The organism is Lactobacillus sp. HBUAS51381 (assembly GCF_012641095.1).
GTDB lineage: Bacteria > Bacillota > Bacilli > Lactobacillales > Lactobacillaceae > Levilactobacillus.
Genome location: NZ_JAAVSC010000031.1, coordinates 15,638 through 30,918, shown reverse-complemented (window position 1 = coordinate 30,918; position 15,281 = coordinate 15,638). Strand labels below are relative to the sequence as shown.

Genomic DNA, 15,281 nt, shown 5'->3' with positions numbered 1-15,281 from the left:
GACACCTTTGCCTTCGGCTCGTGGTTCCGACTACTACGGCCCACAGCGGATTTTCACCGCCTAGTTAGCGCCCATGCCGGGCGCACAACAAAAAGGACCCACCATCGCTGGTGAGTCCCCGACTAACGAACCTAGGATGACCTAAGCTTGAGAGTCTTCTTGCATTTGCTTTTCCAAATCGCTGATGGAGTAGACGCCTTCGGTTGACGAACCGCCAACTTCTTTGGGCTTGATCTGACGGTAATCTGGCATCCCAGTCCCGGCAGGAATAATCTTCCCAATAATAACGTTTTCCTTCAAACCAACTAATGGATCGTTCTTGCCCCGAATAGCAGCATCGGTCAAGACCCGGGTCGTTTCCTGGAAGGAAGCGGCTGACAAGAAACTGTTGGTTTCCAAGGCAGCCTTGGTAATCCCCAAGATCACTGGACGAGCAGTGGCCGCAATCCCACCAGAGATTAACGTCTGGTAGTTGGCGCGACGGAAGTCTTGGATATCCATCAAGGTACCAGGCAGAACGTCGGTATCGCCCGGATCCATGATCCGAACCTTCCGTAACATTTGCCGAACCATGATTTCAACGTGCTTATCACTGATGGCAACACCTTGCATCCGGTAAACCCGTTGCACTTCACCTAAGATGTAAGTTTCAGTAGACAAGACATCGCGAACCCGCAGCAATTCCTTCGGATCGACAGACCCATAGTTCAAAGCACCACCACGGTGAATGAAGTCCCCTTCACTAACCCGCATGCGGGCAGTGATTGGCAATTCATAACTCCGAGTATCGGCTTCACCCTTAATGGTGACCGTCTTCGTCCGGTTAGCTGGGTCTTCTTCGATGGATTCAACCGTCCCAGTAACTTCCGTAATCTCAGCTTTACCTTTAGGGTTCCGAGATTCAAACAATTCTTGAACACGAGGAAGCCCTTGGGTGATATCTTCGTTACCAGCCACACCACCGGTATGGAAGTTCCGCATGGTCAACTGGGTACCTGGTTCACCGATAGATTGCGCGGCAACCGTCCCAACAGCTTCCCCAACTTCAACTTCGTCACCAGTCGCCATGTTCCGGCCGTAACAATGTTCACAAACACCATGTTCGGTGTTGCAAGTAAAGGCGGAACGGATGGTAACTTCTTCAACACCAGCATCCACAATCTTTTGGGCGGTGTCTTCGACGATCATTTGGTTCTTAGGAACAATGACGTCCCCAGTCTTTGGATCGTAGACGGTCTTTTGGGTGTAACGCCCTAAGATCCGGTCGTACAGTGGTTCGATCATTTCGTTCCCATCAGTGATGGCACGAATCTTCAAGCCACGGTCAGTCCCACAATCCTTTTCCCGAATAATAACGTCTTGGGCAACATCGACCAGCCGCCGCGTCAGGTAACCTGAGTTGGCCGTCTTAAGCGCCGTATCGGTCATCCCTTTACGAGCACCATGGGTCGAAATGAACATTTCCATCACAGACAGGCCTTCACGGAAGTTAGACGTGATTGGCAGCTCCATGATGTCCCCACTAGGAGCGGCCATCAAGCCCCGCATCCCGGCAAGCTGCGTAAAGTTAGAAATGTTCCCACGAGCACCAGAATCACTCATCATAAAGATAGGGTTCTGTTGATCGAAACTGTGAATCAAGGCGTTTTGAATTTCGTCCTTGGCATCGTTCCAGATCCCAATAACGCGTTCGTAACGTTCATGATCGGTAATTAACCCCCGACGGAATTGCTTGGTTACCGTTGACACCTGTTTGTGGGCGGCATCGATAATTTCTGGCTTTTCCTTCAGGTCGGTAACATCGACCATCCCAACAGTCAGCCCAGACTTCGTAGATTCGTCGTAACCCAAATCCTTGATCCGGTCCAACAGCTTGGAGGTTTCAGTCACCTTGTATTGCTGGTAAACGGCCGCAATAATGTCGGACAAGAAGCCCTTCTTAAACGGTCCAATCAATTCAGCATTTTGCAGGTAATCGTGAATGTCTTCACCCGGTGCCAAGAAGTACTTGTCAGGGATGGAGCCGTTCAGGTTCGTGCTGGTTGGTTCGTTCAGGTATGGGAATGACTTTGGCAGGATGTTGTTGAAGATCAACTTCCCAACGGTCGTCACCATGACCTTACTGCGTTGTTCATCAGTAAATGGCTTGTCAGGCATTGAGGAGACTTGCACCCCAACCCGGCTGTGCCAGTGAACCAAACCGTTCCGGTAAGCCAAGACGGCTTCGTTGAGGTCGGTAAAGATCATACCTTCCCCTTCACGGTTATCTTCTTCCATGGTCAGGTAGTAGTTCCCGATAACCATATCTTGTGAAGGCGCAACGACTGGCTTACCACTGGCAGGTGCCAAGATATGGTGAGCAGCCAGCATCAGCAAACGTGCTTCAGCTTGGGCTTCGTCAGATAATGGGACGTGAATGGCCATTTGGTCCCCATCGAAATCGGCATTGTAAGCTTCACAAGCCAATGGGTGCAACCGCATCGCCTTACCACTAACCAAGACGGGTTCAAACGCTTGAATCCCTAAACGGTGAAGCGTAGGGGCCCGGTTCAACAGAACAGGGTGTTCCTTGATGACATCTTCAAGCACGTTAAAGACATCGTCTTCTTCACGGTCAATTTGGCGCTTGGCATTCTTAATGTTAGAAGCTAAGCCCCGGGCAACCAGTTCCTTCATGATAAATGGCCGGAATAATTCCAACGCCATTGGGACTGGCAGACCCATTTGGTTGAACTTCAGGGAAGGTCCAACATCGATAACGGAACGACCAGAGTAGTCAACCCGCTTCCCTAACAAGTTCTGACGGAACCGACCTTGCTTCCCTTTCAACATGTGTGAAAGAGACTTCAATGGACGGTTACCAGGACCGGCAACCGGACGGCCACGACGACCGTTATCGATCAAGGCGTCAACGGCTTCTTGAAGCATCCGCTTTTCGTTTTGAACGATGATACCAGGTGCATTTAAGTCCAACAAACGCTTCAACCGGCTGTTCCGGTTGATCACCCGCCGGTACAAGTCGTTCAGGTCAGACGTTGCGAAACGTCCCCCTTCGAGTTGTACCATTGGCCGTAAGTCAGGTGGAATGACCGGAATCGCATCCATGACCATCCACTCCGGACGGTTACCAGATGTGACGAAGGCTTCCAAGATGTCCAAACGACGAACGGCACGCGTCCGCTTTTGGCCAGTGGCTTCCTTCAATTCTTCCTTTAATTCCTTAACTTCTTTATCTAGGTCTACGGCCATCAACAACTTCTTGATGGCTTCGGCACCCATTTCAGCCTTAAAGGCCTTGCTACCGTATTCCACGAGCTTGTCACGGTAATCCCGTTCGGAAAGGAGTTGTTTCTTTTCCAATGGGGTGTTACCTGGATCCAAGACAACGTAGGATGCGAAGTAGATGATTTCTTCAAGGGCCCGTGGGCTCATGTCGAGGACCAAGCCCATCCGACTTGGAATCCCCTTGAAGTACCAGATGTGGGTAACAGGTGCAGCCAATTCAATATGGCCCATCCGTTCACGACGAACCTTAGAACGGGTTACTTCAACACCACAACGGTCACAAACGACACCCTTGTAACGGATCCGCTTGTACTTTCCACAGGCACATTCCCAGTCCTTGGTAGGACCGAAAATCCGCTCGTCGAATAGCCCATCTTTTTCAGGCTTTAACGTCCGGTAGTTGATGGTTTCAGGCTTCTTGACTTCCCCGTAAGACCAGCTACGGATCTTATCAGGTGAAGCCAGCCCGATCTGCATGCTTTCGAACTTATTGACATCGACCAAAGAAGCGACCTCCCTTATTAATTAGTCTTGTGTGTTCGGTTGACTTTCATTTTTCGTAGTTTCTGGTGTGGTCTTGGCACTGTCGGCCTGAGCTTGCGCCTTGCGCTGCTCTTCTTGCTGTTGGGCATACTTGCTCAACGCATCAACGTTCACAACATCATCGTCATCGTCGTCCATATCGCGGAGTTCGATTTCTTCGTTGTTCCCGTTTAAGACCTTCATGTCCAGCCCTAAGGATTGGAGTTCCTTGACCAGAACACGGAATGATTCAGGGACACCAGGCTTTGGAATCGGATCGCCCTTGACAATGGCTTCGTAGGTCTTAACCCGACCAACCACGTCATCGGACTTGTACGTCAAGATTTCTTGCAACGTATAAGCGGCACCGTAAGCTTCCAAGGCCCAAACTTCCATTTCACCAAACCGCTGGCCACCAAATTGTGCTTTCCCACCAAGGGGTTGTTGGGTAACCAGTGAGTAAGGTCCAATGGAACGGGCGTGCATCTTATCATCGACCATGTGGGCCAACTTCAGGTAGTTCATGACACCAACGGCAACCCGCTTATCGAACGGTTCACCGGTCCGACCATCGTATAAGACGGTCTTGGCATCCTTGGCCATCCCAGCTTCCTTCAAGGCGTCCGCAATATCAGTATCCCGGGCACCATCGAAGACTGGCGTTGCCACGTGAATCCCCAACTTACGTGCAGCCATCCCTAAATGCAATTCGAGCACTTGCCCGATGTTCATCCGGGAAGGCACACCCATGGGACTCAACATGATGTCGATTGGCGTACCATCTGGCATGTATGGCATGTCTTCTTGAGGGATAACAACGGAAACCGTCCCCTTGTTCCCATGACGACCAGACATCTTGTCACCAACTTGGATCTTCCGCTTTTGGGCGATGTAGACCCGAACCATCATGTTGACACCAGGTGATAATTCATCCCCATTTTCACGGGTAAAGATCTTCACGTCCTGGATAATCCCGCCACCACCATGTGGTACCTTCAGGGAAGTATCCCGTACTTCACGGGCCTTTTCACCAAAGATGGCATGGAGCAGACGTTCTTCGGCTGATAATTCCGTAACTCCCTTAGGCGTTACCTTACCAACTAAGATGTCCCCGTCTTGAACTTCGGCACCAATGCGAATAATCCCATCTTCGTCCAAGTTCTTCAAGGCATCTTCACCGACGTTCGGAATTTCACGCGTCATTTCTTCAGGTCCAAGCTTCGTGTCACGCGCTTCTGATTCGTATTCTTCAATATGAATCGACGTGTAAACGTCATCGCGAACCAACCGTTCGTTGATCCCGATGGCATCTTCGAAGTTGTACCCTTGCCAAGTCATGAAGGCCACTAATGGGTTTTGCCCTAAGGCAAGTTCCCCATTTTCCATGGAAGGACCATCAGCCAAGATTTCATCGTCATCGACGTGATCGCCGACCTTAACGATTGGGCGTTGGTTGTAGTTCTTCCCACCGTTTGACCGGCGGAACTTCATCAACTTGTAAGTGTCTAACGCATCGTCCGCACGCCGTACCCGGATTTCACGAGCATCAACGTATTCAACCGTTCCTTCGTGTTGGCTAATCAAAGCCACCCCGGAGTCATGCGCAGCCTTGTATTCAATACCGGTCCCAACCAGTGGTGCGTGAGGATCCAGCAATGGTACAGCTTGCCGTTGCATGTTGGCCCCCATCAGGGCACGGTTAGAGTCATCGTTTTCCAAGAATGGAATACATGCCGTGGCCACGGCAACAACTTGCTTAGGCGAAACGTCCATGTAGTCGATCTTGTCAGCCGTGGTTTCGATGTTGTTATCTTCGTCACGGGCCATAATGGTATCCGTTGCGAAGGACCCGTCATCGTTCAACGGCGTGTTGGCTTGGGCAACCACGTAGTTATCTTCTTCATCGGCCGTTAAGTAGTCGATCTTGTCGGTAACCATGTGCGTATCCCATGAAACACGACGATATGGCGTTTCGATAAAGCCATACTTGTTAACCCGCGCGTAACTGGACAAACTGTTAATCAGCCCAATGTTAGGACCTTCAGGCGTTTCGATTGGGCACATCCGACCGTAGTGGGTGTAGTGCACGTCCCGGACTTCATAACCGGCACGGTCACGCGTCAAACCACCAGGTCCAAGGGCAGACAAACGACGCTTATGGGTTAATTCACCCAAGGGGTTGGTTTGGTCCATGAATTGTGACAATTGAGAAGACCCAAAGAATTCCTTGATGGAAGCAACCACTGGCCGAATGTTGATCAGTTGTTGTGGCGTAACCGTTGCGGCGTCTTGAATAGACATCCGTTCACGGACCACCCGTTCCATCCGAGATAACCCGATCCGGAATTGGTTTTGCAGCAATTCACCCACGGAACGAATCCGCCGGTTACCCAAGTGGTCAATGTCATCGGTGTTCCCAATGCCAATTTGCAGATCGAAGAAGTAGTTCATGGAAGCAATGATGTCGGCTGGGCGAATGTGCTTCAGCTTGATGTCAATGTTGCCGTTCCCAATGACAGGGACTTCTTGTTCTGGATCCTCAGGAGATTGTACTTTAATAATTTGTAACTTTAATGGTTCAGTGACCACCGCTTCATCTGAAGGTTGGAACGTTACCATCTTGAAGTCGTCTTGGTCCAGGTATGGCGCCAAGGTCTTCATGACGTCCTTGTCCACAACCGTACCCTTTTGCGCGATCACTTCACCAGTATCTGGATCGGCTAACGTTTCAGCTAAGGTTAAGCCGAGCAAACGGGTCTTCAGGCTGAGCTTCTTGTTGGTCTTGTAACGCCCAACAGGGGCCATGTCGTAACGTTTAGGATCAAAGAACCGCGCCGTCAACAGGCTCCGTGAAGAGTCGGCCGTCTTAGGTTCACCGGGACGTAGGCGTTCGTAGATGTCCTTTAAGGACTCTTCGACACGTGAATCATCGGTGTTCTTGTGGATATCCTTTTCCAACGTGTTGGACAGGCTTTCGTTGTCGCCCAAGATATCCAGAATTTCATCGTCGGAACCGAACCCTAATGCCCGAACCAACTCGGTCATTGGAATCTTCCGCGTCCGGTCAATCCGCACGTAGGAGATGTTCTTGGCGTCCGTTTCAAATTCGAGCCAAGCCCCCCGGTTAGGGATGACCGTGGCACCGAAGACGGTCCGACCGTTCTTATCCGTATCTTCATTGAAGTAAACGCCTGGTGACCGGACTAATTGCGAAACAATAACCCGTTCTGCCCCGTTAATGATAAAGGTCCCTTGGGCCGTCATTAATGGGAAGTCACCGAAGAAGACGTCTTGCGATTTGATTTCGCCCGTTTCATGGTTGGTTAAGCGTAAGGTCACGTGCAGTGGTGCTGAGAAATTGGCATCGTGTTCCCGTGCTTCATCGACCGTATATTTGGGTTCCAGTAATTGATAATCAACAAACTCTAACGAAAGGTTTCCTTGAAAATCTTCGATTGGCATGATGTCGTCGAACATATCCCGTAAACCTTCATCGAGGAACCAGTTGTAGGAATTGGTCTGAATCTCGATTAAGTTAGGGAGATCAAGGACTTCCTTGATCCGCGAATAGCTACGGCGAGTACGGTGTTTCCCGTATTTCACTAAGTGTCCTGCCAAGTTGTTCACCTCTCCTATTTATTCTGTGAACTGGTCAAAAACCAAATGTTACATTTTGATTACAATTGCGTAATCGGCCGGTTTTTTGGCAAAAAAAATCCAAAAACAAACCCACAGTTTGCTTTTGGCTTCTTATAATGGATGCTACCGGACAATAGATCGGCGCTTCCAATTTCAGTTCACAGTTGCATACAAATGGTATAGTACTCGTATTTTTACCGATTGTCAATAATGACAACTTACTTTTTCCGGGCGACGCCAAATAAAATTAACCGTACCAGCGCTAGCGTTTGCTCGTGTTGGGAAGCATCGGCCGGCCCCACGTGATGGAAGGTGTTAAATAGCGGGCTCAGACTGGTCAGATAAAAGGACGCGGCATCCTGAGCTTGCACGCCAGCCTGCAGGGTCACGGCCCCGGTCTCGAAGAAGCTGGTCAGTGGCATCAGGTAATCCTGCATGAAGACCATCCCCAATTGCCGCTTGTTCTCTGGCTTAAGGAACTTAAAGCTCCCGTGAATCACCGTAAACACGTCTCTGGGATGAGCAGCCGTCAGGACCTCCGTCACCGCCGTCAACGAGTCGACTGCATCGGCGTCCGGCTGAAGCTGATCGACCACGGCCGTAATCCCGGTTCGAATCTCGGCCCCCACCGTCTTAATGACCTCGAGGAAGATGACCTCCTTATCACTAAAGTGGTGGTACAATGCGGGCTGCGTAATTCCAACCTGCTTGGCAATGTCACGGGTCGAAGTCGCTTGGTATCCCTGCGCTAGGAACTGCTCCCGGGCGGCTTTTAAAATGGCCGCGTGCGTCTGGGTCAACTGTTCTTCTCTCTTCATGAGCGGGCCTGCTTCCTTTCTGCGGGTAATTTAAGGTTACTGGTTGCGTCGTTCTGACTGGTCACCCTGCAACCTAACCAATATACCATAATATCATTTAAAGTGTACCACAGTCATTTATCACCAGCTAGGTCAATCCCGTTAAATAATGGTTAAGTTCCCCCCACTGACCGCCTTAGTGGACCACCGATTGGGACTGACAGTAGTGAGAACTGCCCCCCACTCACTCAAAAAATAGCGGTGCTCCTCCTAAGAGAAACATCGCTACCAACTTTAATTTTATTGATTAGTGACTCGCGACCGCCGTGGGCTTCTTGGCCGTCGGGGTCTTCACGTTAACCGTGATTTCACCGTGCGTTGCGCCAATCGTCACTTGGTCGTGTGCCTTTACCTCACCGTTCAGCAAGGATTCACTCAGCTTATCTTCGACCTGCGTCTGCAGTGCCCGCCGAATTGGCCGTGCCCCGTATTCGGGATCGAAGCCCGCCTTGGCCACGACTTCAATCGCGGCCGGCGTAATCTTCAGCTTGATGTCCTGCTCAGCCACCCGATCAATGATGTGCTTAGCCATCAACTTCACGATCTCGTGTAATTCGTTCTTCTTCAATGAATGGAAGATGACCGTTTCGTCAATCCGGTTAAGGAACTCTGGTCGGAAGGATTGCTTCAACGTCTCACGGATCGTTTGTGACATCGCCTGGTAACTATTGGCCAAATCCTCGGCCCCGAATCCAACGGTCTTTTCATCCCGTAGCTTCGTCGCCCCTAGGTTAGACGTCATGATCAGAATCGTGTTTCTGAAGTCGACCTTACGTCCCTTGGAGTCCGTCAAGTAACCATCGTCTAGAACCTGTAGCAAGATGTTGAAAACGTCCGGATGGGCCTTTTCAACCTCATCGAAGAGGACCACGGAGTATGGCTTCTGCCGAACCTTTTCCGTCAATTGGCCACCCTCGTCGTAACCGACGTAACCCGGGGCGGACCCAATCAACCGGCTGGTGGAGTATTTCTCCATGTATTCACTCATGTCAACCCGAATCATGTTGTCTTCGGAGCCAAACATCGCTTCGGCCAAGGCCTTGGCTAATTCGGTCTTCCCAACACCGGTTGGCCCGAGGAACATGAAGGACCCAATCGGTCGGTTCGGATCTTTCAGACCCGACCGCGCCCGCCGGATAGCTCGTGAAACCGCCGAAACGGCCTCTTTTTGACCAATAACCCGTTTGTGCAAAATCTTCTCCAGGTTAACCAGGCGTTCGGCATCCGTCTGCTTCAGTTGGGTAACGGGAACCCCCGTCCACTCAGCCACCACATCAGCGATATCCTCACCGGTGACGTCGGTCGTGTACTGCCGTTCCGGTGTCGCTTCGGCCGCTGCCTTAGCCTTCCGCGCGTCCACCTTCTGCCGCAAGGCCATCTCTTCGGTCCGCAACTTAGCGGCCCGCTCGAAGTCCTGTTGTTCGATAGCGGCTTCCTTCTCGTCGGCCAGATCGGACAATGCCTTAGCTTGCTTGCTGGCAGGCGTTGGCTTGTCCATTTGATCGATGCGGACCTTAGCCGCCGCTTCATCCATCAGATCAATCGCCTTGTCTGGCAAGAAGCGATCGCTGATGTAACGCGTGGAGAGTTTGACCGCTTGTTCCAACGCTTCATCCGTAATGTTCACGTGATGGTGATCCTCGTAGCGTGACCGTAAGCCCTTGAGAATCTCTAAGGCTTCGGCACTCGTTGGTTCATCGACCTGTACCGTAGCAAACCGCCGTTCCAGCGCCGCATCGGATTCGATGTACTTCTGGTATTCATCCAACGTCGTGGCCCCAATGGTTTGGAGCTCACCTCGCGCCAGTGCTGGCTTCAAGATGTTGGAGGCGTCGATCGCGCCTTCAGCGCCACCGGCCCCGATCAGGGTATGCAGTTCGTCGATAAACAGGATAACCTGCCCATCGTTGTAGATTTCTTCGATGACCTTCTTCAGACGGTCTTCAAATTCCCCACGGTACTTGGTACCCGCGACTAAGGACCCCATGTCGAGCATCATCAGCCGCTTGTTCTTCATATCATCGGGCACATCACCGGCCACGATCCGTTGGGCCAAGCCCTCAGCGATCGCCGTCTTCCCAACCCCGGGTTCTCCAATCAGAACCGGGTTGTTCTTGGTCCGCCGACTGAGGATTTGAATGACCCGTTTAACCTCTTTATCACGGCCAACGGTAGGGTCCATCCGACCTTCCTTGGCCGACTGCGTTAAGTCACGAGCCAACGAATCCAACGTTGGGGTCCCGCCCTGTGGTGCGCGTCGGCTACGATTATCGTTCCGCCGCTTCGGCGTATCGGTAACCCCTAACTTGCGCAGAACCACCTTGTGGGCATCGGTTAACTGAACGTTCAAGTTCTTCAGGATGCGTGACGACAGAATCGTTTCGTCACTCAACAGTGCCAATAACAAGTGTTCGGTGCCAATCTTCGTCGCACCTAACCGCTTCGCCTCGTCACCAGCCAAGGCCAACATGGATTTGGCCTTTGGTGAGTAGGGCAGGTAACTATCTTTATCCGTGTTCGCCAGTGTTCCGTAACCCGTAAAGCGTTCGATCTCTTCACGAACGTCGTCGTCGGTCACTGAAAACTGTTGGAGAACCTTGTTGGCAATGCCATTTTTTTCAATGGTGAGGGCCAGCAGCAAGTGTTCCGTCCCCACTGCTTGGTGCTTGAAGTACTTTGCTTGTTCCTGTGCCAAGACGAGGACGCTCTTAGCGCTTGGTGTAAATAAATTATCCATTGCAGCTCCTCACTTTCTTTAACTCTCATAACGTAGGTGATTCAAAATAGAAATTAAAATCTGCGCACGAATCTGCTCATCAGCCTGCCGATCACCGGTGTTGATGGCATCCTTGTTAATCGCCGCTAGGATAATGTTGGCTTCGCTACGATTAATGGCGCCGGCCTCAAACAGGCTACGCACCACGGATAAACTATCATGACGCGAAATCCGATCGCCAACCGCTGTCACCAGCGAATCGATGAAGTCTAAGTTATCCAGTAACTTGACCTTTTCAATTCGAATATAACCGCCACCGCCACGCTTACTCTGAACCACGTAACCATCCTGAATCGTAAACCGGGTCTTAATCACGTAGTTAATCTGTGACGGTACGACGTTAAACTGATTGGCAATTTCCGCTCTGCGGATCTCCACCTGCTGGGATTCAGCCAAAATCTGCTTCAGGTAAGATTCAATAATATCCGAAATATTTTGATTCTCCATTATCGTCCCCCCTTCAGTGCAGTGTTCTTGACTAATGTTGACTAATATTATACGAAATTCCAGTGAAATTGCAACGGATTAGACCGCTGATTGGCGAGAAGTTTCCATTTCTTACCAACGTCCACGCGGTGTTGCCGTTCATCGTTCCAGGATTCCTAGTAATCTATGGTACCAAAAAAACGGCGTGTCTCCAAACAATCTGTATGGAAACCGCCGTTATGCTTATTATCTATGTAAACTCGGGAATAAAAAAATCGGGAAGACAAGATTTGAACTTGCGACCCCCACGTCCCGAACGTGGTGCTCTACCAAGCTGAGCTACTTCCCGAGGAAAGCTCACTGACCTATAAAATAAGTCAGTCAAATCGGGAAGACAGGATTCGAACCTGCGACCCCCTGGTCCCAAACCAGGTGCTCTACCAAGCTGAGCTACTTCCCGAGAATTGCTTACAATTGCTTATAAGCAACAAAAATGCACCCAGTAGGAGTCGAACCTACAACCTTCTGATTCGTAGTCAGACACTCTATCCAATTGCGCTATGGGTGCATAATTATTATTAAGTTAAATGCCGAGGACCGGGATCGAACCGGTACGGTCATCACTGACCGCAGGATTTTAAGTCCTGTGCGTCTGCCAATTCCGCCACCCCGGCAAAAGGGCAAAAGCGGAAGACGGGATTCGAACCCGCGACCCCCACCATGGCAAGGTGATGTTCTACCACTGAACTACTTCCGCAAATTGGCTATTTTATTAATGGAGCCATGCCGACTAGAGGATTCGAACCTCCGACCTCCTCATTACTAGTGAGATGCTCTGCCAACTGAGCTAAGTCGGCAAAATATTGTTTAAAATATTTTGCTATATTTGGTTATGCAGGTGAAGGGACTCGAACCCCCACGTCATAAGACACTAGAACCTAAATCTAGCGCGTCTGCCAGTTCCGCCACACCTGCAACGTTGGCGAACTAACGCCAGGAACGCTTGGGTTCCGATGGAGGATACAGGGCTCGAACCTGTGACCCTCTGCTTGTAAGGCAGACGCTCTCCCAACTGAGCTAATCCTCCATATTTTCCGAAGCAAGTCAATTAACTCGCTCGAAACAACTATTATAATTTACCATGCTCAGCGAATCTTGTCAATAACAATTTCGAATTATTTTGAATAAATATTCGCTAGCTGAATAACTACTCGCTTAACAACAAGTAATATTGTATCTCATCTTTTCGGAAAAAGCTACTCTTTTTTGCATTTTCTTGCAAAACTTTGTTGCGCTTAACTTCCGAGAAAGAAGGTCAATCCCGCCTCCGCTGGCACTGACCAGCACCGGGCGAATTAACCAACAGAAACTATTTTATACGAACCCCTAACCCTCGTCAATAAAAATTTGCAAAAATACTCAAAAAGTTTATTCATCGGCACCGACCGCCTGCAGCCAAAAAGGTCCCCACCGACGGCTTCGTCAGTGGAGACCTTTATATTCTTTCTACAACACTTTTTTTCAGTAGCATGGTGCTTGTCCGCCTTACCGTTCGCGAATATGAGCTGGAACGCTGTGGGCAGGACCGCTATCTTCTAAGAAGCACACTTAGAAGATCCCACGGCTGAGCTCATCGTTCGCTTCACTAGCGGCTAATACTAGTGTTCACCCCAGCTCATGGCTAATGTCACGCATTGCGGCCTAGTGACATTACCGCCACTGTGCTAACTACCTCCAGGCGTCGTGGCAAGGCACCAACTTTGCGCCGAAGGAGGCCAGCAATGGAGCCAGCCGTGACAACGGTGTTAGCTGGCGTATTTTGCCAGCTTAGACCGTGGGACGACTTGGGAGACCTGCGAACTGTGCAGGGCTTCCAAGCGAGCCGGAAGCCCGCCCTTTGGCTGCAGGCGGTCCCCACAGCAGGCGGAATTGCTGGCAGCCGCAGGCATTCACCGCCACAAGCACACACAACTCTACTATTTCAATAGAAAGTGATCAGTATTACCTCAGCCACGTCACGCGTCACCTACTTGGTGATCTTGGTGACGCCACCCATGTATGGCACCAGCACGTCTGGGATGGTGACGGAACCGTCGGCATTTTGGTAGTTTTCCAAGATGGCGGCGACTGTCCGACCCACAGCTAAGCCGGAACCGTTCAACGCGTGGACGTATTGCAGCTTGCCGTTATCATCCCGGTATTGGATGTGGGCACGTCGGGCTTGGAAGTCCGTGGTGTTGGAGCAACTTGAGATTTCCCGATACATGTTTTGTTCTGGGAACCAGACCTCCAAGTCATGCGTCATGGCGGCCGTAAAGCTCATGTCACTGGTGGTCAGCGTGATCACGTGGTAGGCCAAGCCCAACTTCTGTAAGAGACTTTCGGCGTGCTTCGTCAAGGCTTCCAGCTCGTCCCATGAGTTTTCTGGCTTACAGAACTTCACCATTTCAACCTTATTAAATTGGTGCAGCCGGATTAAACCACGGGTATCACGTCCGGCACTCCCAGCTTCTGAACGGAAGGCTGGTGTTAAGGCCGTAAACCACACTGGCAGGTCCTCTTCGGGGATCACCTCATCACGGTAGTAGTTCACCAAAGGCACTTCGGCCGTTGGGATCAGAGTCATGTCTTCATCACGTAATTGGTAAACATCTTGCTTGAACTTGGGGAATTGGCCGGTCCCGTACATGGAGTCATCGTTGACGATGTAAGGGGGTAAGACTTCCTTGAAGCCTGCCTTGGTGTTTTCATCCAAGAAAAAGTTATAGACGGCCCGTTCCAAACGTGCCCCTAAGCCCAGGTAGTAGAGGTACCGGCTACCAGAAACCTTGGCCCCGGCTTCGAAGTCCAGAATACCGAGATCTTCGCCCAGTTCGTAGTGAGCTTTGGGGGTAAAGTCCATGTTCGGCTTTTCGCCCCATTTCCGAAGTTCCACACTGCCATCTTCCGTCAAACCAACGGGTACGTTGTCATTCGGAATGTTAGGCAGATGGGCGGCGGCGTCTTGGACCTGGTCCTTTAACGTGTCCAGGTCGGCATCAATCTTCTTGATGTCGCCACTGACTTGGCGCATCTCGGTAATCTTGTCGTTGGCGTCTTGCTTGTTCCGTTTGAGCTGAGAAATCTCATCGGACACCGTGTTCCGTTGGGCCTTCATGGTTTCACTCTTCACGATCAATTCCCGCCGCTTGGCGTCTAAGGCTAACAGGTCATCGATGTCGGCTGGGTCGACCCCGCGTGTGGCCAACTTTTCTTTAATGAAGTCTGGTTCTTGACGAATTAATTTTAAATCTAACATCTGCTTACTCCCTTCGATTTTCCGGATGATACAAAAAAGGTCTCCGTCACATGGGACGAAGACCTTCGCGGTACCACCCAAGTTCATGACTGCAATCTTCAGCCATACCCTTGAACATGATAACGGTCTGCACCGTGCGGCATTACCCGCCCACTTTAGTTTGTGCTGGAATGTTCGACGTGGCGGTTTGCAGCTTTCCCCGCTTCTCTGGCCGTCTACTTGATAGGCACCTCGTGTTTTTGATTACGCTTATCATACCGCATTTTACTGGCGATGACAATTGCCAAGACCAAAGTTTCAATCAGCAATCCTCAACTAGGCCAACCCAGTTGTCTACGCCTGTCAGTAGTTCCACCTGCTGTGGGGACCGCCTGCAGCCAAAGAACGGGCTTCCGACTCGTTTGGAAGCCCTGCACAACCCGCAGGTCTCCCAAGTCGCCCCACTCAGTAACCTGGCCAGAAACGCCAGCCAACTGAG

At 50.8% G+C, this 15,281-nt stretch carries 6 protein-coding genes and 8 tRNA genes; all 14 read right to left on the bottom strand.

Features of this window, described 5'->3' with window-relative positions:
- Positions 1-141 precede the first annotated feature (141 nt).
- The 14 genes from rpoC to serS all read right to left on the bottom strand — a co-directional run bounded on the left by rpoC (position 142) and on the right by serS (position 14,803).
- Positions 142-3,789 carry a DNA-directed RNA polymerase subunit beta' gene (rpoC, locus tag HEQ50_RS10280; protein ID WP_168900426.1) on the bottom strand — a complete coding sequence of 1,216 codons (3,648 nt, stop codon included), beginning with the start codon at positions 3,787-3,789 and terminating at the stop codon, positions 142-144.
- Positions 3,790-3,810: 21 nt separating this feature from the next.
- On the bottom strand, positions 3,811-7,434 hold the full coding sequence (locus HEQ50_RS10275) for a DNA-directed RNA polymerase subunit beta (protein ID WP_168900425.1): 3,624 nt from the start codon (positions 7,432-7,434) through the stop codon (positions 3,811-3,813).
- Positions 7,435-7,664: 230 nt separating this feature from the next.
- On the bottom strand, positions 7,665-8,264 hold the full coding sequence (locus HEQ50_RS10270) for a TetR/AcrR family transcriptional regulator (protein WP_168900424.1): 600 nt from the start codon (positions 8,262-8,264) through the stop codon (positions 7,665-7,667).
- A gap of 286 nt (positions 8,265-8,550) precedes the next feature.
- Positions 8,551-11,040, bottom strand: coding sequence for an ATP-dependent Clp protease ATP-binding subunit (locus tag HEQ50_RS10265; protein WP_168900423.1), 2,490 nt, complete (start codon positions 11,038-11,040; stop codon positions 8,551-8,553).
- 18 nt (positions 11,041-11,058) lie between these two features.
- Positions 11,059-11,526, bottom strand: a complete 468-nt coding sequence (locus HEQ50_RS10260) for a CtsR family transcriptional regulator (RefSeq protein ID WP_168900422.1) — start codon at positions 11,524-11,526, stop codon at positions 11,059-11,061.
- Between the two features lie 254 nt (positions 11,527-11,780).
- Positions 11,781-11,854 (bottom strand) — tRNA-Pro (locus tag HEQ50_RS10255).
- A gap of 37 nt (positions 11,855-11,891) precedes the next feature.
- Positions 11,892-11,965, bottom strand: a tRNA-Pro gene (locus tag HEQ50_RS10250).
- Between the two features lie 34 nt (positions 11,966-11,999).
- Positions 12,000-12,073, bottom strand: a tRNA-Arg gene (locus HEQ50_RS10245).
- 20 nt (positions 12,074-12,093) lie between these two features.
- A tRNA-Leu gene (locus HEQ50_RS10240) sits at positions 12,094-12,179 on the bottom strand.
- Between the two features lie 11 nt (positions 12,180-12,190).
- Positions 12,191-12,262, bottom strand: a tRNA-Gly gene (locus HEQ50_RS10235).
- Positions 12,263-12,289: 27 nt separating this feature from the next.
- Positions 12,290-12,362 (bottom strand) — tRNA-Thr (locus HEQ50_RS10230).
- 36 nt (positions 12,363-12,398) lie between these two features.
- A tRNA-Leu gene (locus HEQ50_RS10225) sits at positions 12,399-12,480 on the bottom strand.
- A gap of 39 nt (positions 12,481-12,519) precedes the next feature.
- Positions 12,520-12,592: transfer RNA gene (locus tag HEQ50_RS10220), tRNA-Val, on the bottom strand.
- Positions 12,593-13,531: 939 nt separating this feature from the next.
- Positions 13,532-14,803: a serine--tRNA ligase gene (serS, locus tag HEQ50_RS10215; protein ID WP_168900421.1), complete on the bottom strand. Its 1,272-nt coding sequence runs from the start codon at positions 14,801-14,803 to the stop codon at positions 13,532-13,534.
- Positions 14,804-15,281 lie beyond the last annotated feature (478 nt).